The organism is Winogradskyella pulchriflava, from assembly GCF_042434315.1.
Lineage (GTDB): Bacteria > Bacteroidota > Bacteroidia > Flavobacteriales > Flavobacteriaceae > Winogradskyella > Winogradskyella pulchriflava.
The window spans coordinates 18,928-38,949 of the sequence record NZ_JBHLTQ010000003.1 but is presented as its reverse complement, the minus strand read 5'-3'; the positions used below and the strand labels follow the sequence as shown (position 1 = coordinate 38,949).

The 20,022-nt window shown below is 31.7% G+C and carries 19 protein-coding genes and 1 riboswitch; of the genes, 6 read left to right on the top strand and 13 right to left on the bottom strand.

Features of this window, described 5'->3' with window-relative positions:
- Positions 1-63 precede the first annotated feature (63 nt).
- Positions 64-372, top strand: coding sequence for a T9SS type A sorting domain-containing protein (locus tag ACFFGA_RS06395; protein WP_386061349.1), 309 nt, complete (start codon positions 64-66; stop codon positions 370-372).
- A gap of 56 nt (positions 373-428) precedes the next feature.
- Here ACFFGA_RS06395 and ACFFGA_RS06390 read toward each other — a convergent pair whose 3' ends face one another.
- From ACFFGA_RS06390 to ACFFGA_RS06340, 11 genes are all read right to left on the bottom strand, one after another.
- Positions 429-974, bottom strand: a complete 546-nt coding sequence (locus tag ACFFGA_RS06390; RefSeq protein ID WP_386061346.1) for an acyl-CoA thioesterase — start codon at positions 972-974, stop codon at positions 429-431.
- Positions 967-1,680: a DUF3307 domain-containing protein gene (locus ACFFGA_RS06385; RefSeq protein WP_386061343.1), complete on the bottom strand. Its 714-nt coding sequence runs from the start codon at positions 1,678-1,680 to the stop codon at positions 967-969. Before ACFFGA_RS06385 ends, ACFFGA_RS06390 begins: the two co-directional genes overlap by 8 nt.
- Entirely contained in the window at positions 1,677-2,291 is a 615-nt protein-coding gene (locus tag ACFFGA_RS06380) for a transcriptional regulator (protein WP_386061340.1), read from the bottom strand. Before ACFFGA_RS06380 ends, ACFFGA_RS06385 begins: the two co-directional genes overlap by 4 nt.
- Positions 2,292-2,426: 135 nt before the next feature.
- Entirely contained in the window at positions 2,427-3,746 is a 1,320-nt protein-coding gene (locus tag ACFFGA_RS06375) for a DNA recombination protein RmuC (RefSeq protein ID WP_386061337.1), read from the bottom strand.
- Positions 3,747-3,934: 188 nt separating this feature from the next.
- A complete protein-coding gene (locus tag ACFFGA_RS06370) occupies positions 3,935-4,348 on the bottom strand; it encodes a DsrE family protein (protein WP_386061334.1) in 414 nt (137 codons plus the stop codon).
- A 21-nt stretch (positions 4,349-4,369) separates the two neighbouring features.
- Complete coding sequence (locus tag ACFFGA_RS06365) at positions 4,370-5,050, bottom strand: Tat (twin-arginine translocation) pathway signal sequence containing protein (protein ID WP_386061331.1); 681 nt, start codon at positions 5,048-5,050, stop codon at positions 4,370-4,372.
- A gap of 1 nt (position 5,051) precedes the next feature.
- Entirely contained in the window at positions 5,052-6,089 is a 1,038-nt protein-coding gene (locus ACFFGA_RS06360) for a c-type cytochrome (protein ID WP_386061328.1), read from the bottom strand.
- Positions 6,090-6,280: 191 nt separating this feature from the next.
- On the bottom strand, positions 6,281-10,228 hold the full coding sequence (locus ACFFGA_RS06355) for a hybrid sensor histidine kinase/response regulator transcription factor (protein ID WP_386061325.1): 3,948 nt from the start codon (positions 10,226-10,228) through the stop codon (positions 6,281-6,283).
- Positions 10,229-10,338: 110 nt separating this feature from the next.
- Positions 10,339-11,130 carry an ABC transporter ATP-binding protein gene (locus ACFFGA_RS06350; protein WP_386061322.1) on the bottom strand — a complete coding sequence of 264 codons (792 nt, stop codon included), beginning with the start codon at positions 11,128-11,130 and terminating at the stop codon, positions 10,339-10,341.
- A gap of 62 nt (positions 11,131-11,192) precedes the next feature.
- Positions 11,193-12,221 carry a FecCD family ABC transporter permease gene (locus ACFFGA_RS06345; RefSeq protein WP_386061319.1) on the bottom strand — a complete coding sequence of 343 codons (1,029 nt, stop codon included), beginning with the start codon at positions 12,219-12,221 and terminating at the stop codon, positions 11,193-11,195.
- Positions 12,222-13,373 (bottom strand): ABC transporter substrate-binding protein, encoded by a 1,152-nt coding sequence (locus ACFFGA_RS06340; RefSeq protein ID WP_386061316.1) that lies wholly within the window; start codon positions 13,371-13,373, stop codon positions 12,222-12,224.
- Positions 13,374-13,449: 76 nt separating this feature from the next.
- Positions 13,450-13,785: riboswitch (cobalamin riboswitch) on the top strand.
- 64 nt (positions 13,786-13,849) lie between these two features.
- Between ACFFGA_RS06340 and ACFFGA_RS06335 the strand changes: the two genes are divergently transcribed.
- Positions 13,850-15,781, top strand: a complete 1,932-nt coding sequence (locus ACFFGA_RS06335; RefSeq protein WP_386061313.1) for a TonB-dependent receptor plug domain-containing protein — start codon at positions 13,850-13,852, stop codon at positions 15,779-15,781.
- 32 nt (positions 15,782-15,813) lie between these two features.
- Here the strand turns inward: ACFFGA_RS06335 and ACFFGA_RS06330 are convergent, their stop codons facing one another.
- Positions 15,814-17,298: a GFO_1087 family putative carboxy terminal peptidase gene (locus ACFFGA_RS06330; protein WP_386061310.1), complete on the bottom strand. Its 1,485-nt coding sequence runs from the start codon at positions 17,296-17,298 to the stop codon at positions 15,814-15,816.
- 326 nt (positions 17,299-17,624) lie between these two features.
- On the opposite strand from ACFFGA_RS06330, the gene ACFFGA_RS06325 reads away from it, so the two are divergent.
- From ACFFGA_RS06325 to ACFFGA_RS06310, 4 genes are read left to right on the top strand one after another with little or no spacing between them, the layout of a single operon-like run.
- Entirely contained in the window at positions 17,625-18,134 is a 510-nt protein-coding gene (locus ACFFGA_RS06325) for a GFO_1088 family ECF-type sigma factor (protein ID WP_386061307.1), read from the top strand.
- Positions 18,121-18,612 (top strand): PG0215 family putative anti-sigma factor, encoded by a 492-nt coding sequence (locus ACFFGA_RS06320; protein WP_386061305.1) that lies wholly within the window; start codon positions 18,121-18,123, stop codon positions 18,610-18,612. Before ACFFGA_RS06325 ends, ACFFGA_RS06320 begins: the two co-directional genes overlap by 14 nt.
- 25 nt (positions 18,613-18,637) lie before the next feature.
- On the top strand, positions 18,638-19,207 hold the full coding sequence (locus tag ACFFGA_RS06315; protein ID WP_386061303.1) for a GFO_1090 family protein: 570 nt from the start codon (positions 18,638-18,640) through the stop codon (positions 19,205-19,207).
- A gap of 6 nt (positions 19,208-19,213) precedes the next feature.
- Positions 19,214-19,759 carry a GFO_1091 family lipoprotein gene (locus tag ACFFGA_RS06310; protein ID WP_386061300.1) on the top strand — a complete coding sequence of 182 codons (546 nt, stop codon included), beginning with the start codon at positions 19,214-19,216 and terminating at the stop codon, positions 19,757-19,759.
- Between the two features lie 26 nt (positions 19,760-19,785).
- On the opposite strand, the gene ACFFGA_RS06305 is transcribed toward ACFFGA_RS06310, so the two are convergent.
- A complete protein-coding gene (locus ACFFGA_RS06305; protein WP_386061297.1) occupies positions 19,786-20,013 on the bottom strand; it encodes a hypothetical protein in 228 nt (75 codons plus the stop codon).
- Positions 20,014-20,022: the final 9 nt, after the last annotated feature.

Below are 20,022 nucleotides of genomic sequence, written 5' to 3'. Positions count from 1 at the left end.
ATGAATAATTGTAATATTTGGTTAATATTTATTAACTTAGCTTAATAAGATACCTACTTAATTATGAAGAAAAAATTACTTATACTATTATTTTTTGTTTCAGCATTTTCTTTTGCTCAGCTTTCCACTGACCAAAATGATGAGTTTACTATTTCACCAAACCCAGCAAAAACAAAGCTTAATATTAAATTAGCTAGTGCTGACGAAGACGTGAAAGTTGAAGTATTTGATGTCTTAGGAAAACGAGTTTATAAAGGTGAAATGACACAATTAGATTCTTCTATAAATGTTTCTAATTGGAAAAGCGGAGTATATTTAGTGAGGGTTTTTAATGATAAAACCACACAAATCAAACGTTTTATTAAACAATAAATACAAGTTTTTATATTATAAAAAAAGCGACTTATTTTAATAAGTCGCTTTTTTATTTAATTATCAGGTAGTTCAATCTTTACACGATAGTTTCTTAGCTCATCAAGATAGTTTTCTAAAGTAAAGTTGATATGATTAAATTCATCTATACGAGATTTTTTTGTGTTAATACGTTTTATAGCTTTCAAAAAACGCATCACTTCGGTTTTATCGTTTAAAATTAAACCAGGAATTTCACTGGGCTTTCCTAATTCATTTTTTGCAACCATAGTAAAATATGACGAGTTGCAATGTTTTTTTGTACCTGTTTGTATGTGCTCAGATTCTACACGTATGCCAATTACCATAGATGTTTTACCAACATAGTTTACCGATGCTTTCATAGTTACTAGTTCACCAACTTCAATAGGATTTATAAAATCTACCGTATCAACAGAAGCTGTAACACAATACATGCCTGAATGTTTAGAGGCACAAGCAAAAGCAATTTGATCCATAAGATTTAAAATGTAACCACCATGTATTTTACCACTAAAATTAGAATGTGATGGTAGCATTAATTGAGAGATGCTTATTTTGGACGAATCTATAGTTTTAAACATAATTTCTTAGATATAAATAAACGAGACTAATAACTATAGCAATACCAAAGCTAATAAGTGTACCAATTAAAATATACTCTGTAAGTTTTCTTTCTTTTGATGCTGTTAAATCACCAAATCTAAAAACAGACTTTGCTGTAATTAAAAAACCAACAGCTTCCCAATGTCCAGCAACTATAAATATAAAGACTAAAAGGCGTTCTAAAATACCAATATATTTACCTGCATCTTTAAGAGATTCGTTATCCTTAGTTAGTTTAGATATATCCCATTTAGAAAAAATAGTTTTCATTATGATTGAAGTTGGCATTGTTAAAAATGCCAAGCATATAGTCAATAAAAGAAGGTTTCCTCCTAGCGTTAAATGAAGCTCAAAGCCTTCTTGAAATAGGCAAACTAATACAATAATTGAAATAATATGTAGTATTTGGTCTAAAAAAAAGTAAAAGCGTTTGGTTTTTTTCTTTTGAAGAGTAAGCTTTAAACCATCAATTATGAAATGTATAAGTCCAACACATAGAATTAGTAAAGAGTACGATATATCCCAAACAATTAAAAACATTAGAGCAATATGGATTGCAACATGCACATATAGCCATACAGATTTTAGTTTCTTCTTTTCTTTGTCCTTAACCCATTTTTGAGGCTGTAAGAAGAAATCACCTATGAGGTGAGCTAAAATGAGTTTTAAGATTAGTACCATCATAGTTGTGCTATTTTTTGTCTGTATAAGCTATCTAATTCAAAAATTTCGTCTAAATGGGCACGTTTTTGCCTTGTACTGATGGCATTTTGATTAATCCCAATAATATCACCTAACTCGCTTTGGAGTGCTCTAGGCTTTTCAATTGTTAATTTAACTATTTCTGCGGAATTTTTAGTCCATCTATCCATAGCTATGAGTATTAATTTAAAATAGAGATTAAGTTCCTTGTTTAGTTGCGAATTTTCTGTTTTTATTCTTAAGTTTTGTTTTTCTTTTTTAAGCTTTTCTAGAGTTTCACCAGAGTATAAAAAAGCATCTCCACTAGATTCACTAACACTATTTCCTTTGTAGGTTTTTTTGCCAATACCTATAGCGAGTCTCACATCCAAACCATCAATAGTTTTTATACAAGCCTTTAAATACACTGCGGCTAAAAAACCAGATACTTCATCGTTTAACTCTATCTGAAAGCTATCTCCACGATAAATATCCCAATACTCTTTAATAGGATTTAAATGCGTCAATGCATCCTTTAAAGTGGTTAGCCATAATTCATTGTCCGATTGGCTTCTCGACTTTATAATGTCTCCAGTAATTATACAAGTTTTCATATATCACATATTTGAGTGATAAACAAATATATCACGTTTTTTAGTGATAAACAAATATATCACGTTAAAATGTGATAATATAAAAATATCTTTAAAGCTGGAGCTTTGAAATATACTGTGTATAATTATTACACATTAATCATCTTCAGATGCACGTTTTATAATACTCTCAGGAAGCGCTTTCTTAGCTTTGGCACCCATTTTCTTAATCTTTTCTACTCTCGAGATTAAATTGCCTTTGCCCTCAACTAATTTGTTCATCGCTGCAGAATAATCCGTTTTAGCAGCGTCAATCTTTTTGCCGACACCAGTTAAGTCGGTAACCAAACCTTCAAACTTATCGTACAATGCTCCTGCTTGTTTAGCAATTTCAATAGCATTTTGTTGCTGTTTTTCATTATTCCACATCGTATCAATTGTGCGTAGTGTAGCTAAAAGGGTAGAAGGAGTAACGATAACTATGTTTTGTTCAAAAGCTTTATTGTATAAAGAATTGTCTTCATTTATTGCTACTGCAAAAGCTGGTTCTATAGGAATAAACATCAACACAAAATCGGGTGATTCTATATCATATAAATCTTGATAGTTTTTTGCAGATAATTGATCGACGTGTTTTTTAATAGAATTTACATGTGCCTTTAAAAACAGAGCTCTTTGGTCGTCGTCTGCATTAACCATGCGTTCATAATCGGTTAAAGACACTTTAGAATCAATAATCATCTTTTTGTTATCAGGTAGATGCAGTACCACGTCTGGCATAACTCGAGACCCATCTTCGCGCTGAAAATTTTGCTGTACAAAATATTCTCTATCTTTTTCTAAGCCAGATTTTTCTAAAACGCGTTCCAATACCAATTCTCCCCAATTTCCTTGCATTTTACTGTCACCTTTTAAAGCTCTTGTAAGATTAGTGGCTTCTAATGCCATTTGTTGGTTGAGATCTTTTAAACCTAATAACTGTTCTTTTAAAGCTGAATGCATACTAATACTTTCTTTCTGAGTATCTTCAACTTTTTTCTCGAAGGTTTTAATCTTTTCTTCAAGCGGGTTTAAAATGTTCTTGATGTTCTCTTTATTCTGAAGGGTGAATTTTTCCGATTTTTCATCTAGTATTTTAGAAGCCATCAACTCAAAATCCTTACGCAATTGTTCTTGCTGTTTGGCTAATTCTTCATCGCGTTTAAGATTCTGTTGTTGTAGGTTTTCAAATTCAGAATTACGTCTAGAAAGTTCTGTATTCAAAAAATCTTTTTCTCTACGTATCTCTTCACGTTCCGATTCAATTTTTTCAACCGTTTGCTTTAGTTCACTAATGTAATTATTGAGTTGAAGTTGGCGTTCTTCAAGAGTACTTTTATCACTTTTGCTTTTTAGTTGTGCAAATTTAAGTCCAATAAAAGCGCCAATGCCAGCAGAAATAATGATAGCTATAAATAGAATGAGTGTATCGTTCATTAAATGAAATAAAATTTAACCAAAGATAAGTATTTTGTGATACAGAGTGAAGAGAAGAATTTACTTAAAAGTAGATTCATTTCACATTATATACTTTGATTAAATTTTATTTTAATTTTTGAATTGTTTTTCAAAAATCAGTAAAAGTAAAATTAAGGGTTAATATTTGATTAAGCTATTCTTGCACTCTACTTAGCTTCCTTAATATAACCCCAACCTAGTCCTTGCTTATTGATGATTTCTAAAATGCCATCAGGTACCGAACGCACTCCAATAACTAATTGGGAATCTTCGATGTTATTATAATTTAAGGATGCTTGGCAAACCACAAAATCTACATTATTACGCTTTGCAAGTGCTGCCATATCTTCTGAAACAGTTGACTCTTCCTTGACAACCATTTTGTATGCTCCACTATACATTACCATCTCAAATTTTGAATTTGGATAGGCTTCAGACATCAGTTTTATGTGTCTTATGGCAGATTCATGTACCTTGGTGTCACTACTTGTAACATCAAATACAATTTTAACTGGTTTTTCTTGAGCAAAAATCATAGTGCTGAATAAGCACACTAGCATTAAATTTAATATTGTCTTCATAAATTTTTATTTAAAAATTAATTATTCGCCAGCAAAGATGTAGCCACAGCCATTTTCTTGTGCTCTGCCAAGTGCCCAAACTCCTGATGGAACTGGTTGAATTCCTGGAAGAATACCACTTACCCAGTCTTCATATACTTCAGCAGGATCCAAATTCATTTGCTGAGCTACAGCATTACTATAAACCTTTGTTGCTAAGTCGCACGCACAAAACATAGCACCACGTTCTTGTAATCGTTTAATTCCATCTATAATTGGTAATGGAAAATCTCCATCTTTAGGCTCGTAATATGGATTTCTAAGTGATGGCTTACCTGTAGAATTATCAGTTACATTAAAGACTGCACCAAGGTTGTACTTTTTCCATAATCTATCTTCGAGAGCTAAGCCTAGCGCACTATGCCTTAAAACAGTCATTGCGGTCATATCTTTATCTGCTGTACCTGTTTCATTATTTGATAGATAATAGGCCCAGTTCCAAATAATCGGGAAACCATCATGTGGTGTAGATCCGTCATATACAATTCGGTGACTTCCTTTAATTTTTTTAAACCACTTTTCAGAATCATTAAATTCTATTTCAATGGCTTTTGCGGATTTAGCGTAAATAGGATTTGTAAGTACACCTAATGTACTTGCAGTGGCACCTAATGCGAGGGCTCCAATGAATTTACGTCTAGAGTTTTCGTTTTTTGTTTTCATATTATTTGGTTTTAATTATGTTATATTTTTGTTTATAAAAAGCCATAATTGGTTGAAAGGGACCTAATTGATGTTGTGTCACAGAAAATGAATCTATATATGGTGGATATGGTGTAGATACAGGTTTTCTGGTCAGATCCGGAAAATCATATTCTGGATTAGGTTTCGAAGGTCGTTTTTGACGATTTATATAACCTGCAACATCGTAAGCTTCTTCATCAGTTAATGTGGGAGCTTCATAAGTGGTGCCATAAGGCATATTGGCTTTTATAAATTGTGCAGCTGTAATTACCCGTGTCATTCCTGCGCCATTATTATAAGAATCTTCACCCCAAAGTGGTGGATACTTATAAGTATAGCTGCCTAAGGATCTGACTCCCTGCCCATTTTTACCATGACAGACAATACAATTTAACTCAAAAACTTGTTGTCCTTTTTTTAAATCAACAGCTCTATCTGGTATTTGTATTTTTACAAATCCTTGCCCAGTTACTTTTCCGTCTTCAGGAGAAAATCGGCTTAACCATGTGAGGTAAGCAACAATAGCTTTCATTTCTTTTGAATTTGGAGGCATTGTTCTACCGTTAAGACTTCGTTCCATACAACCGTTAATACGTTCCTCAATACTTCCTATTTTATTTTCTCTACCTCTATACTGAGGAAATCTTTTAATAATACCTATGAGAGGAGCAGAGTAAGGTTTTGTACCAGATTGTAAGTGACAATTATTACAGGCTAACCTATTGCCCGAATAAGCCAAATTTGAATCTCCGTTTTCGGGACCGATATATTTTGGTGTTTGTATAAAAAGTTGATGCCCAAATTTTATAGCTTCATTTTCTTTAGAATTATCTAATAAAGAAATATCATACTGAGCTGAAATAGGACCGAGTGAAATTTCATAAGGAGATATTGAATCCTTTGAAAAAACATTAAAATAATACAGTAAAAAAACTAAACCAACTAGAACCATTAAGCTAGAAGTGATAACAATTTGGTTTACTAATTTCTTTATTAAGATTGAAAAATCATCTTCCATAATATATGGTACTTGTTAAGTACAAAACATTTGATTTATTATTTTTTTTAATTAATCATATGTAGTTATTATAGGGAGTTTTTAGGGGAATTTTTGACAGTGTTATACAAATGTAATAGTGATAGTTAAAGAAGTATTGCACAATTGTTTCAAAAGAATGAAACATTGTTCCAAACTAATAGAAATGGGTGTTACACGTGGTTATTACGAAATGTAATAGGTGCCATTCCTAGCTCTTTTTTGAAAACTCTAGAGAAATAAGTCGAAGATTCAAACCCAACTTCATAAGCAATTTCATTACTGTTGAGTTCAGTAGTTACTAATAAATTTTTAGCTTTCTCTATGCGGATATGATTGATGTAATTTGTAACAGACATATTAGTTAATGCCTTAATTTTTCTATGCAATTGTGTGCGGCTTGTACCAAGTGTTTTTGCTAATTGATCAATAGATAATTTTATGTTTTTGTCTAAAACATATTTTTGAAGATTTTGTATCAAATCTAGATCTAATTGATTTGTAGTTGTATTTTTTGGACTTTCTTTTAGTAGTAAAAGCTTTTTAAAGTAATTAACCTGTTCCTGTTTTTTCTGGAGTAAATTTTTAATAATAAGTAATAATTCATCCTTGTCAAAAGGTTTAAACAGATAAGCATCTATTCCTAACTTATAGCCTTTTATTTTATCTTCTTGGGCTGTTTTTGCACTTATGATTATAAAAGGGATGTGAGAAGTATTTATATCGTTTTTAATGTGTTTACAAAACTCAAAGCCATCCATTTTTGGCATCATTACATCACTGATAATAAAATCAATAGTTTTGTTTTTTGCAATTTCTAAGCCTTCTACACCATCTTTAGCCGTAATAATATTATAAATATGCCCAAGTAATAAGCTGACATAATTTCTTATTTCTTTATTGTCTTCAACTAGCAATATTGTGTGTAATTCTATGTTTTCTGCTGTTACTGATTCAACACTTTTAGTTGTATTAGTATTTGCTGCAAACGGAATTTGATATACCAATTCTGAAGTAGCATTTATCGTGTTTTTAATTGGCAGTTGTATCGTAAAGGTCGTTCCTTTATTAATTTCGCTCTCTACATCAATTTTCCCTTTTAAGAGATTAACGAGTTCTTTGGTAAGTGCCATTCCAATTCCATTTCCAACATCAATATTATCTTCAGATGTTTTATAATAACGATTAAAAATATGTGGTAAATGTTTACGATCAATACCTTTTCCCGAATCTGAAATTTTGAGTATTAAATTTTGATTATTTCTGTCAATTTCAACATTAATTTTACCTTTTTCGGGTGTAAACTTTATGGCATTTGATAATACATTATTTATTATTTTCTGTAATTTATCATCATCAAAATCCATATTTAACGACTCAATTGTTGAAGAGAATGTAAGTTGTTGTTGTTTAGAATCTGAATGAAATTTGTAATAAGACACGCATTGTTTTATAAACCCAATAATATCGCCATTTTTATAATTTGCTTTTACTTTACCAGCATCAAAGGACACTAACCCTAATATTTGATTAACGAGTTTTAGTAACTGATCTCCACTTCGATGAATTCCTTTTAGCTTTCCGGTGTTTTTGTTATTACTGTTTTCTTCAATAAGTACTTTAGATAATCCATTTATCAGTGTTAGAGGCGTTCTAAATTCGTGAGATATATTGGCATACATTTTTGTTTTTAATTCATCGAACTCTATTGCTTTTTGCTTTTCTGCTACTGCTAGTTTTTTATCGAGATTAAATCTATAAAGTAACCAAGCAATTGTAATTAGTAGTATGCTGTAAATTAAATAGGCAAGCCAAGATTTATACCATGGTGCACGTACAGTAAAGTTATAGTTAACCTCATTACACTCACCAAAATTATTACATGCTTTAATTTTAAAACCATACTTACCTTGTGTTAAATTGGTAATATTTATTTCTTGATTTGTACCCAAATCTATCCAATCATCACCTAGTTTATAAGAGTAGTTTGATTGCTCAGGTAGTTCAAAGGCTAACGCACTGAGGTTAATTACTAAGTTGGTTGTACCACTTTCAAAAATTAATTCTTGATTTTCTAGACTATTATTTTCGTAATAAGTTTTACCATTTCCTGTTATTTTTCTAACATAGGGTTTTGGTGTATGTGAGCTTGATTTTTGATTTTCTGATTTATGAATTAATATCCCATTTCTACTACCAACTATATATTCTATTGCATTTTTTCTAATAACTGGGCCAGTTATATATTGCTTGTTATTATTAATATTTATAATGGTATGTGTATTATTATTTATGTTGTATTTACCAAGAAATCCTTTTCCAATGGTAAACATTATACTATCGTTATACTTATAAATTCCTGCAAAATACCCATCCATTTGGTGTTTTATCCCTTTTTTAAAATCTTCAAAATTGGTATAACCTAATCCATTATCATAACCAGCAACCCAAACACGTCCTTTTTTATCTTCGAGAAAATTGCTGGCGTCATGATAAGATGGAACAGAATCTTTAGGGTTTAAAAGTGAAATTTTTAAATCATCTAAGTTCATTACACTTTCGGTACCTTTTGCTATCCAAAGTTTATTTTTACTATCTATATATAAGCTGTTTATCCATACATGATTTCCTTCTTTATAAGTATTAAACTCTTCTTTATAATTTTTAATTGTATTACTGCTAAAGTCCAGAGAGGTAAGGCCATTTCGTCTTGCGCCAACCCAATATCTATTGTTTTTATCTTTGACAATACTTTGTATTGAAGAAGAGGGATGATTTATTTGAAGTGGAGATAATTTACTTTTTTGAGTATTTGTATTGAAAATATATAATTTTTCATAAGAGGCTATAAGCAGGTTTTCTTCATCCATAATTGCCATATCTCGTAAGTTGTAATTATCAATTTCTCGTTCTGAAATTTGTATAGTTTCAAAAGAAAAGTCATTTAAATTGATTTTGTATAAGCCAGAACCATTATGGCCTATGACATATAAATAGTCTTTTAAAAACAACATTTTTTCAATAAGAAAGGGGTTTTCTAAATTAGTTCTATCTTCAAGTAAAATAAACTTATTTTGAGAGTTTGACGGGTTGTATTTAAACAACCCTTTTCCGTAACCAAACCAAATAATTCCATTAGAATCTATAAACTTAACACCCTTAATATTACTCTTTGAAGCGTTGTTAATTGCTACTTTTTCTATAGCATTAGTTGCTGTGTTAAACTGTATTAAACCTTCTGTTGACGTAACCCATAAATTTTGATCATTACTTTTAAAGAGTTCTAATATGAGCAAATGAGAATTAGGAAATGTGTTTTTTAAAGGTTGATTAAATTGTTGAGTTTCTAAATTAAACACCACTAAACCTTCTTGCCAAGTTCCAAGATATATATTGTTTTTTGTGGCTGCAATTTCACGAATTCTATTTTGAGGCAAGTCAACATTATCATTAAAAACAAATACTTTATAAGTTTTTGAAATAGTGTTAAAACGAATTAGACCACCACTAGAAGCTAACCATAATACAGTATTATCATTTAGGTCTTTAGCCATAGAACGTATGCTATTTATCCAAGCATTATTCTCTTGAGTTGGGTTGTTAATACGAAAACTTTCGAAAGTGTTATTGCTAATGTCAATTTTTACTAGGCCATATCCAAAAGTAGAAGCCCAACAGATTTCCTTATCATCAAATAATAGGTTCGAAATTCGTTTTATAGGCAAGTTTACAGATGGTACTAAATGACTTATAGGTTTAAATTGAATATTTTTTAATGACGAATAAAAAATACCTAATGCGGTCCCAATGAATATCTTTTCGCCCGATTTGTCAAAAGAAAGCGCATTTACGTTTCCAAATTTTTGTAAAGAATCATTGGCAATAAAAGAGTTGTAATTTGCAAAATGATTGCCATCAAAACGAGTAACACTTTTAGCATTTGCAACCCATATAAATCCATATTTATCTTCAACTATATCAACTACAGAATTTGAAGATAGCCCATCCTCAATACTATAATGGGTTAGGTTGTCTAAGTCTGAAATATCAATTTGCGAATGTAAAAAGTTACAACCAGTAAGTTGTAACAATAGAATTACTACAAATCGGTGAAACTTCATTTTTGCAAAATTTGTTTTAGATATATTTTCAATGAAGTAAGGTAGTCGTTTTGACGTAGAAATTAAAATAGAATTTCATTATCAGTAGATTAGAGTAACAACTTAATGTTTTATGTTACCTTAAAACTTCCTGATTTATCATCGAAAACAATCAAATCTTTTGGGAAAAGGGATTCAAAAATACCATCAGAAATTAAACGGCAAGGTTGGTCGCAAACTATAGTGTCTTTAGACATAACAATCATAGTGTCGCATAGTTGAATGGCTAAATCAATTTCGTGAGAAGAAAACAGAATAGTTTTACCGGTATCTTTAGTCAGTTTTTGAAGCAGTTTCAAGATGTAAGCTTTGTGATACATATCGAGATGTGTTGTAGGCTCATCTAAAACTATAACATCTGTATCTTGCGCTAAAGCACGCGCTATCATTGCTTTTTGAAGTTGTCCATCACTAAGTTCGTAGCATCTTTTTGCTTTTAGATCTAAAATATTTACTTGTTCTAAAGACGACTCAATAATAGCATTATCGCTATCGGTAAGATTACCAACCCAATTAGTATAGGGATGTCTTCCTAAAGCAACTAACTCAAAGACCGAAAGATTTTTAGACATTAAAGGCTCAGTCAATACAATACTGAGTTGCTTTGCTAATTCTAAAGTTGAAGTGGTTTTTAAATCTTTGTCGTTTAAAAAGACACGTCCAGATAAAGCAGGTTGGACTTTTATTAGCGTTCGTAACAGTGTTGATTTTCCAATTCCGTTAGCACCAACCAACCCAATTAATTGTCCTTTTTGCAATTCAAAGTTTATGTTTGAAGCAATCACAGTTTCAGCTTTCTTGGTTTTGTAACCGATTGAAAGTTGTTCTGCTTTAAGGATGATATGTTTTTCGTTTTTTGTCACTTATCCATTTATTTTTTCCAGACCTGTCAGGTTTTTGAAACCTGACAGGTCTCCAGAATATATTAAAACATCATTTTCCGTTGTCTCACCAATAACCATATCACTACAGGCGCACCAACCAAGGCTGTTATTGCATTAATTGGTAAGGTGTAATCACTTGTAGGCACTTGTGCAATACTATCGCAAATTAGCATAACGATAGCTCCAAACAAAAACACAGCTGGTAATAATACTTTGTGATTTGAAGTCTTAAAAATCTGACGTGTTAAATGCGGAATCGCCAAACCAATAAATGCAATGGGACCTGCAAAAGCGGTTATAGTTCCTGCAACTAAACTTGTTGCGACAATAATGATTAATCGACTTTGCTTCAAATTTAAACCTAAACTTTTCGCGTAATTATCTCCAAGTAAAAGGCTGTTGAGACTTTTTATTGACGCAATGCCTAGAATAATTCCAATAGTATATATTCCGAAGAATATCAACAATTCTTCCCAGGACAAATTACCCAAACTACCAAAACCCCAAAATATGTATTGTTGCAGTTGTTCTGCAGTACTAAAATAGGAGAGTACACTAACAACAGCAGCAGTAATGCTACCAAACATTAAACCAATTATTAGTATAGCCATAGTATCTCTCACTTTGCTAGAAACTGCTAAAACAGCTAGTAGCACTAAAAAACTCCCTAAGCTTGCCGCAATAACAATGCTCCATTTTGAAATTAAAGCGGTAGCAAATAAGCTACCAAACAGACCTGAGCCTAAAATAACCAATGCAACTCCTAAACTTGCACCAGAACTAATACCTAATACAAACGGTCCAGCCAATGGATTTCTAAACAAGGTTTGCATTAACAATCCCGAAATTCCTAAGCCAGATCCAACTAAAATGGCAGTTATTGCTTTGGGTAATCTTACATTTGTAACAATAATATCCCAAGTGGAATTCTCGATTGTCCCAAAAAGACTACCAAATACACTTTTTAGTGGTATGCTAACTGAGCCTAAACTTATATTCAGAAAAAAGCACAGTAACAGTATAACCGAAAGTGACAAAAATTGAAGTTGATATGTTTTTTGAGAACTCAATTAATTAAGTTGTTTAAAGAAATATGGAGTATAGCCTTCCAATAATTCTGGATGGCAGATTTTGATTAAATCTTTTAAGACTAAATCTGGTCTAGCTGTACCTAGTTCGTAATATAGAACTCCACCTGTTTCGCCTGTTGTGTTGGCAAAAGTGTATATATTTTTATTTTTAAAAGCTTCAAAATTAGTATAAAGTGCATTTGCTTTTTCGAGTTGTTCTAAACTACTATAGTATGATGGACTCAACCATAAATCTGCATCTTTTGCTTTTTCAAAAACAGACTCAAAACTCAGGGCTAAACTACCATTCCCAGTCGTTTCACTCCATAGATAATTGACATTAGCATCTTTTAGAAATTGTGCTTCTGGACTTGAACCATTTGGCAAATACCAAACATCTTTTTGCATGGCGCCACTTAAAACAGTTGGTTGATTTTTGGCTTGTTGAGCCATCTTTTTCGCTTCTAAATAATCATTTTCAATTTGGTTAAATATAGAGTCTGCTTCTTTTTCCTTATTAAAAAGCACACCAAAAAACTTAATCCATTCCGCTTTTGCCAAAGCTGAAGATTCAACCCAATCTCCATTATAAATAACAGGAATTCCTGCTTTCTTAATGGTTTCGAATGTTTTGTTAACGCCATCTACGCCAAAACCAATCACCACATCAGGATTTAATTCTAAAAGTACTTCGGTATTAATGCCTTCGTTTTTGCCTAGTTCTCTTATTTTTCCATTATCAATACGTTGTCTAGTTTTCTCAGAAGAAATATAATCCGTTCCAGGAAAACCAACTAAAGTGTATTCAACACCTAATAATTCTAGTGCTGGAATATGAGTAGTGGAAGTAACAACAAGCCTTTTAATTGGTGTTTGTATACCAAAATCAAAGCCATCATTTTTCTTATTTCCTAATTCGTCTGTTGTGAGTTTCGAATTCGTGAACAAATAAGGATATTCTTTTTCAGCATTCGGCCAAGGTTTTTTTATTGTAACATAAGTAAAATAGTCTTTGGTATATTCTACCGAAAAACCTTCAGCATATTTTAACTCAAGTTCTTTACCTTCAATCGTTTCAGGTAATTGATGTTTAGGCTCATTTTTACAAGAAACAAAAGCAAGTACGAATAAAAGAAAAGTATATAATCTCATTTTTTTATTTAAGGTCCATTATGGACTCAAAAGTAATATTATTTAAAGTTTTGTGTCAATCATTAAACAAAATGTTTAGTTTTGCGCCGAAATTAGGTTCTAATCGTTAACCGATTGGATTAAAAGGGAATCAGGTGGAATGATTTACGATTTTAAATTTCAGATTTACGATTTTCAATAACTACTAAATCGTCAATCAAAAATCGTAATTCGTCAATTCCTGAGCTGTTCCCGCAACTGTAAGTTTATGCTGAATTTATTTCAGCACCTCATAGATATGAGGTTATTATTTACTACAATACCACTGAGATATTGCCACAGTTGACTAAAAAGTCAACTTCGCAATGACATTCTTGGGAAGGTGAAATAATAAAGAACGAGCCAGGAGACCTGCCAATTTCAACATAGAAGTCAAACTTTCGGGATAAAAGTTTACATACTAATTACAGTGTGTTCTCGAGCAATTAAAAATTAAAATGAACAAAACAAAAGTGTTTTGTAGCATCCTTGGTATAGGTATGTTATGCAATGGGTTTGCGCAATCGCAAACTGATTCTTTAAAAGTTGAACAGTTAGAAGAAATCGTAATTACGGATTCAAAATTTCAGCTAAAACGTGAAAACTCTGGTAAGGTGATTACCAAAATTACTTCAAAAGATTTAGAAAAATTACAAGGACAATCTATTGCAGAAATTATTGGTAGAACTGCAGGAGTCGAAGTGAATGGAGTACGCAGCAATGCTGGTCAGAACCTTAGTTACTTTATACGTGGTGGACGAAATCGCCAAGTCTTAGTATTAATTGATGGAATCCAAGTTACAGATGCTTCTCAAATTGCCAATGATTACGATTTACGATTATTAAATGCAGACCAAGTAGAATCTATTGAGATTTTAAAAGGTGCATCGAGCACACTTTATGGAACAGGTGCAGCAACTGCTGTGATTAATATTAAGTTGAAAGAAGCTTCGAAAAAAGCGTTCAATTTGAATTTGAGAAGTACGTTAGGAACTAACCAATCTGCTAATGAGAACGCTTATGCTATTGAAGATTTTAGAAACAGTGTTTCTATTAATGGAAGTGTAGGAAAGTTTAATTATCTAGCAAGTTTTGGCCAACAATATACAGATGGTTTATCTGCAGTTGCAGACGGAGCTGAATCCGATGCTTTTAATAGTTACAACGGTAATGTTAAACTTGGCTATAAATTCAGTAAGTCGTTTAAATTGAATACTTATGCAAGTTTCGATAGATACAAAGCAGATTTTGATGATAGCTTTGGTTTGATGGATGCAGATAATTTATCTACTTCAAAACAATACAGAATTGGTGTATCTCCAGAGTTTAAATATAATAACGGTAGCGTAACAGTAAATGCAGCTTATAGTGATGTTGAGCGTGAAATTGAATCTAGTTTTCCAGCAATATTCAATGCACAGAACATTGTAGTTGATGCTTTTAACCGTTATAATTTTAATGATAAGTTTTATACTGTTGTTGGTGTGAATTTTCAAGACAATCAAATGGAAAGTTTTTCAATTCCTTTTGGAGGAACTGATTTTAGCCAAGCTATAAATCCTGAAAATGCACAATTTACTATTACAGATCCTTATGTAAATGCTGTATATGTTTCAGATTTTGGATTAAATGTCAACGCAGGAGCACGTTTAAACAATCATAGCGAATATGGAAGCCACCTTGTTTATAGTGTAAATCCATCATTCAAAAAGGATTTAAATTTTGGTTACATAAAAGGTTTGGCTAGTTATAGTACCGCATTTATAACACCATCATTGTATCAGCTATTTGAGCCTACTTATGGTAATGCCGATTTACAGCCAGAAGAAAATCAGACTATAGAAGTAGGAGCAGAGGTGTCTGTAAAAGATAGAGCGACATTTAGTTTGGTGTATTTTACTAGAAATGAAGATAATTTTATTGACTTTGTAGATACTGGTGGCTTTGTGTTTCTATACGAAAATATAGAGGAATCTTTTACTGCTAGCGGATTTGAATTTGTTGGACAAGTTAATATTACTGATAAATTAAATTTTAATGTAAATGCCACCTACACTAAGTTAGATGAAGATTTAAGTCTTAGAATACCGGAAATTAAAGTAAATACAAGATTAGACTATCAATTGTGCGATGCTACTTTAATGAGTTTATCTTACCAATATAATGACGAAAGAGAAGATTCAGTTTATAACAGCACAACGTTTATGAATGATATTATAAATCTTGAATCTTATGGATTGTTAGATTTCTACATCAGTCATAAATTAAGTAATAATAAAATGACACTATTCGCTAATGTTACAAACATATTTAACGAAGAATACCAAGAGCTCTTTGGTTTTGCCACTAGAGGGCGTGGTATAAATTTAGGATTTAATTTGAATCTCTAAGTGAATAAAAAGCCGCTTTTAAGCGGCTTTTTTTATTCTATGAACATAGATTTTTCTATGGAAGATTCTAATTTTAGTGATTTTATTTCCTGCCAAGAATTACTATAGTTGTCTATTTGTTGCAATGGTCTATCAGCAAGTGTAATTTCTGAAATTGCTGCAGCTAATAAGGGTTCATTTACATCTCCAAGAACTCCAAAAGTAAGCGGTGATTCTGCAATTTCTATATCAGGAACTAATCCATCTGATGGAACAAGTTGATCATTGACATTAGTAGAATTCGCTATTAAAGGCAGCATAGCATAGCTGTGGTTTGGATTGATACCTTCGGTAGTAAACAATGTTGACGAATCATAAACAATCTGAGAAGCTTGAGTTTTACCTGCTGTATTTTGTCCAATTACAACAACATCGATATAAGGTTTTAAGCTGTTTATTACAAGTTCACTTGCAGATGCTGTTCTATTATTGGTGGTCAATACATACACTTTATTTAAATTAAGGCTATTGATGGAACCACCACCTTCAATAGAGTTTGTAAAGACGTAATTGGTATCTAAATTTTGAAGATTATCATTATGAAACGTTTTAGAAAAAACTTCGCCATTAAATTGACCTGTAATCATGCTACCTAAATAAGCTGCTGTTTGTACGGAACCACCTCCATTATATCTTAAGTCTAATACCAATTCAGTTACGCCTTCAGCTTGAAACTGGCTAAACGCACTGTTTAGTGCACTATTAAAATTGCTTGTAAAACGATTGTACATTAAATAACCAATATTAATACCATCGATACTTAAAACCTCTGTTTTATAAACGGGATTTTCGGTATAAGCAACTTTGGTAAGGTCTTCGGTTTCGCCATTCAGAATAACGGTGTCATCTGCAATTTCCGTTGTGCCATTATCATCATAGTCAGCAAAATTCAATGTGTAAGAATTTAATTCAAGTAAATCATTAAAATTATTTAAATTAAGGTTTTGGTTATTTATAGCTCTAAAAATTTGCCCACGTTGCAAGCCTGCATTTTCAGCTGGACTATTATTTAAAACCAAGGTAATTGCGCCAAAAATTTCAGAATCGCTACCTGGAACAAAATAGAGATTAAACTCTAAGCCATTACTAAGGGAAGTACCACTCAGTAAATTCTGTAAATCTAGATAGTTACTGTAAATTCTACTGAATCTGTCCACATCATCTGGTAAGTATTTTAACGATTCAAATAAGTCTTCTGGTGTATCAAAACCATTAAGATAGTTATTGTAATCTTCGTCATTAGTAAATCTATCATTTGCCAAATCCGGAACTTCAGGCTTGTATAGATAAACCAGATTCATTCCTTTCCAAACAAAATCTTTAACTCCTAGACTGGAAAAAGAAATGTTATCATCCATATCCTCAAAACAACTTGTAAGGGGTATGGCAACAATACAGGCTAATAGTAAAATTTTAATTTTTTTACCCAATGCACTCATATTAAATAGGTGTTCGCGAAAATTTTTCAAATGTCTCATAGTTTCTTTTTTCTTTATAGATAGCAATCTTTTACAATAGTCTGTAAAACTCTAAATTTACTTACATTATTATTAATAAAAAAACTGAAGTTCTTTTATCTTTTTGTTTGTGACCGAGAATAAAGGCTTTAGTGCCTTAATGAAATTATTTTTTTGTTGCATAGTTTAAGTTGCGTAAGGGAAAAATGATAATAATAGGTTGCAAAATGCGCATTCGTATGTAGAAGAAAAAGATAAAATAACTTCATCGTGTAACAAAATGTATTGTATATCGTCGTAATTATGAAAGCAAGTAAAAAAGCATTCAACCACCAATCAAAACAGTAATGAAGCAGGCAGATTTTGTAAGCTTAGTGATGCCATTTAAGGATAAAGTATTTCGTTTAGCAAAGCGACTACTAGTTTCTCGTGAAGAAGCTGAAGATGCTACACAAGAAATACTGTTGAAATTATGGAGAAACAAAGAGAAGATTGAAGACTATAAAAATGTAGAAGCCTTCTCTATGACGATGACAAAGAATTTTTGCTTAGATAGATTAAAGTCTAAACAGGCACAAAATCTAAAAATTGTTCACAGTAATTATACGGATAACAATACGTCATTGCAGAAACAAGTTGAAGCTAGAGATAGTATGGATTGGGTTTCAAAAATAATTGAAGACCTTCCAGAACAACAAAAAATAATAGTGCAGCTTAGAGAAATTGAGCAATATGATTATGTCGAAATAGCCGAAATGCTAGATATGAATGAAACAGCAGTAAGGGTAAATTTATCTAGAGCACGAAAAACAATAAGAGAAAAATTAACTAATACACATCAATATGGTATTAAATAATATAGAAAAACTATTAGAAAAGTATAATAATGCGGAAACATCGCTACAAGAAGAAGCACAATTACGAGCTTATTTTCAAAGTGATGATGTAGCTCCACATTTAGAGCAATACAAATCAATGTTCTTATACTTTTCGCAATCGCAACAAGAGCAGTACACTAAAGACGTTCCATTAAAACCTAAGAGAACAAAATTGTATCAATGGATTTCTGTCGCAGCAGTTGCCGTTCTAATGCTTGGAATTTTCATGCCTAATTGGGGTGAAGAACCAGATCCTTGGGATAAATATACAGCTGAGGAACAACAAATGTATTTAGAAGCTAAAGCAGCTTTGGCATTACTTTCGGATAAGTTCAGTGATGGCACTTCGAGTATAAATGCACTTAGTTTGGCTTCTGAAAACTTTAATGTGGGACTAGACAAAGCTAGCCACGTTACAGAATTTAGCAAAACAACAAACAAGTTATTAAAGAATTAAAAACAAAAATTAAAAACAAGAAATCATGAAGAAAGTAATTTTAATCATTGCAGTAATGCTTACATCAATGACCTCATTTAGTCAGAGTGTATTTGATAAGTTTGAAGATTTAGAAGGTGTAACTTCGGTTATTTTAAATCAAAAAATGTTCAAAATGTTAGCTACAATGGGAGTTGATATCGATGATCCAGAAGCTAAAGAATATGTTGAAATGGCTAAGAGTATAACAGGCTTTAAGGTCTTTACAACAGGTGATGAGAAAATCTCTGCAGATATGAATGCTACAGTAACAAAGTATTTAAAATCATCTGAACTTGAAGAGTTAATGCGTATAAAAGATGGTGAGCAGACTGTAAAGTTTTATGTTAAGGAAGGAAAAGACGAAAACCATGTGAAAGAGCTTTTAATGTTCATTACCGGACTTAAGGCATTGACCGATGGAGAAATAGAAATCAATGGTAAAAAACGTGAGTTCGAAACCGTTATTATGACCTTAACAGGTGATATAGATTTGAGACAGATTTCTAAAATTGCAAACCAGATAGATATGCCAGGTGGTGAGCAATTAAAGAAAGTTGACAAAGACAAAAATTAAGAACAAATGATACAATCAATCAAAAAATCAGTTGTTATGTTGCTTTTGGTTGTGGCTTTTACAAGTTGCAACCAAGGGCCAACATTACAAACCTACTTTGTGGATAATGAGTTGAAACCAGGATTTATCTCTGGAGATATCCCAACAAGTATTATAAATGTTGAAGATATTGAGCTAACAAAGGACCAAAAGGAAGCTTATGAGTCTGTAGATAAACTCAATATTTTAGCATTTCAGGTTGGAGATAATAACCAAGAAGAATATAAAGTAGAACTTGGTAAAATTAATTCCATACTAAAAAATGATGCTTATGAGGAATTAATGAGAGGTTCAACAGACGAAGGTAAGTTTGTGGTGAAATTCATTGGAGATTCTGAAGCGAGTATTGACGAATTAATCTTATTCGGAAATGCTGCCGACAAAGGATTTGTAGTGGTTAGGATATTAGGAGATGAAATGAATGCAGGTAAGCTTATGAAATTGTCAAGTGTACTTGAAAATGCAGATGTAGATAACGCTCAGCTAGAAAGCTTTAAAGATTTTTTTAAATAAATTACTGACCTTATTTATTTAAAATGTTAATGTGAATCGTCTTGAAGTTGATCTTCAGGACGATTTTTTTTATTGTCATTTTTTAAAGCATAAAAGATAGCAATAACCAATAAAGCACCAAAGCTTGTAAAAAGTAAAACTTGAATTATGACGTAGTCTAAAACTTCAAACAATCCAGCAACAAAAAAACTGAAAGTAATAATTGCAACAAAGCTTAATGCTATAGAATTTTTACTTAAAGGAAATAGTTTCATGGGTGTAGG

What these genes read in the sequence shown, in the direction of transcription:
- ACFFGA_RS06330 (WP_386061310.1), bottom strand. Translation starts at nt 17,298, where the DNA reads ATGAGACATTTGAAAAATTTTCGCGAACACCTATTTAATATGAGTGCA.
- ACFFGA_RS06360 (WP_386061328.1), bottom strand. Translation starts at nt 6,089, where the DNA reads ATGGAAGATGATTTTTCAATCTTAATAAAGAAATTAGTAAACCAAATT.
- ACFFGA_RS06320 (WP_386061305.1), top strand. Translation starts at nt 18,121, where the DNA reads ATGGTATTAAATAATATAGAAAAACTATTAGAAAAGTATAATAATGCG.
- ACFFGA_RS06305 (WP_386061297.1), bottom strand. Translation starts at nt 20,013, where the DNA reads ATGAAACTATTTCCTTTAAGTAAAAATTCTATAGCATTAAGCTTTGTT.
- ACFFGA_RS06380 (WP_386061340.1), bottom strand. Translation starts at nt 2,291, where the DNA reads ATGAAAACTTGTATAATTACTGGAGACATTATAAAGTCGAGAAGCCAA.
- ACFFGA_RS06365 (WP_386061331.1), bottom strand. Translation starts at nt 5,050, where the DNA reads ATGAAAACAAAAAACGAAAACTCTAGACGTAAATTCATTGGAGCCCTC.
- ACFFGA_RS06340 (WP_386061316.1), bottom strand. Translation starts at nt 13,373, where the DNA reads ATGAGATTATATACTTTTCTTTTATTCGTACTTGCTTTTGTTTCTTGT.
- ACFFGA_RS06375 (WP_386061337.1), bottom strand. Translation starts at nt 3,746, where the DNA reads ATGAACGATACACTCATTCTATTTATAGCTATCATTATTTCTGCTGGC.
- ACFFGA_RS06355 (WP_386061325.1), bottom strand. Translation starts at nt 10,228, where the DNA reads ATGAAGTTTCACCGATTTGTAGTAATTCTATTGTTACAACTTACTGGT.
- ACFFGA_RS06395 (WP_386061349.1), top strand. Translation starts at nt 64, where the DNA reads ATGAAGAAAAAATTACTTATACTATTATTTTTTGTTTCAGCATTTTCT.
- ACFFGA_RS06385 (WP_386061343.1), bottom strand. Translation starts at nt 1,680, where the DNA reads ATGATGGTACTAATCTTAAAACTCATTTTAGCTCACCTCATAGGTGAT.
- ACFFGA_RS06310 (WP_386061300.1), top strand. Translation starts at nt 19,214, where the DNA reads ATGATACAATCAATCAAAAAATCAGTTGTTATGTTGCTTTTGGTTGTG.
- ACFFGA_RS06335 (WP_386061313.1), top strand. Translation starts at nt 13,850, where the DNA reads ATGAACAAAACAAAAGTGTTTTGTAGCATCCTTGGTATAGGTATGTTA.
- ACFFGA_RS06325 (WP_386061307.1), top strand. Translation starts at nt 17,625, where the DNA reads ATGAAGCAGGCAGATTTTGTAAGCTTAGTGATGCCATTTAAGGATAAA.
- ACFFGA_RS06315 (WP_386061303.1), top strand. Translation starts at nt 18,638, where the DNA reads ATGAAGAAAGTAATTTTAATCATTGCAGTAATGCTTACATCAATGACC.
- ACFFGA_RS06390 (WP_386061346.1), bottom strand. Translation starts at nt 974, where the DNA reads ATGTTTAAAACTATAGATTCGTCCAAAATAAGCATCTCTCAATTAATG.
- ACFFGA_RS06370 (WP_386061334.1), bottom strand. Translation starts at nt 4,348, where the DNA reads ATGAAGACAATATTAAATTTAATGCTAGTGTGCTTATTCAGCACTATG.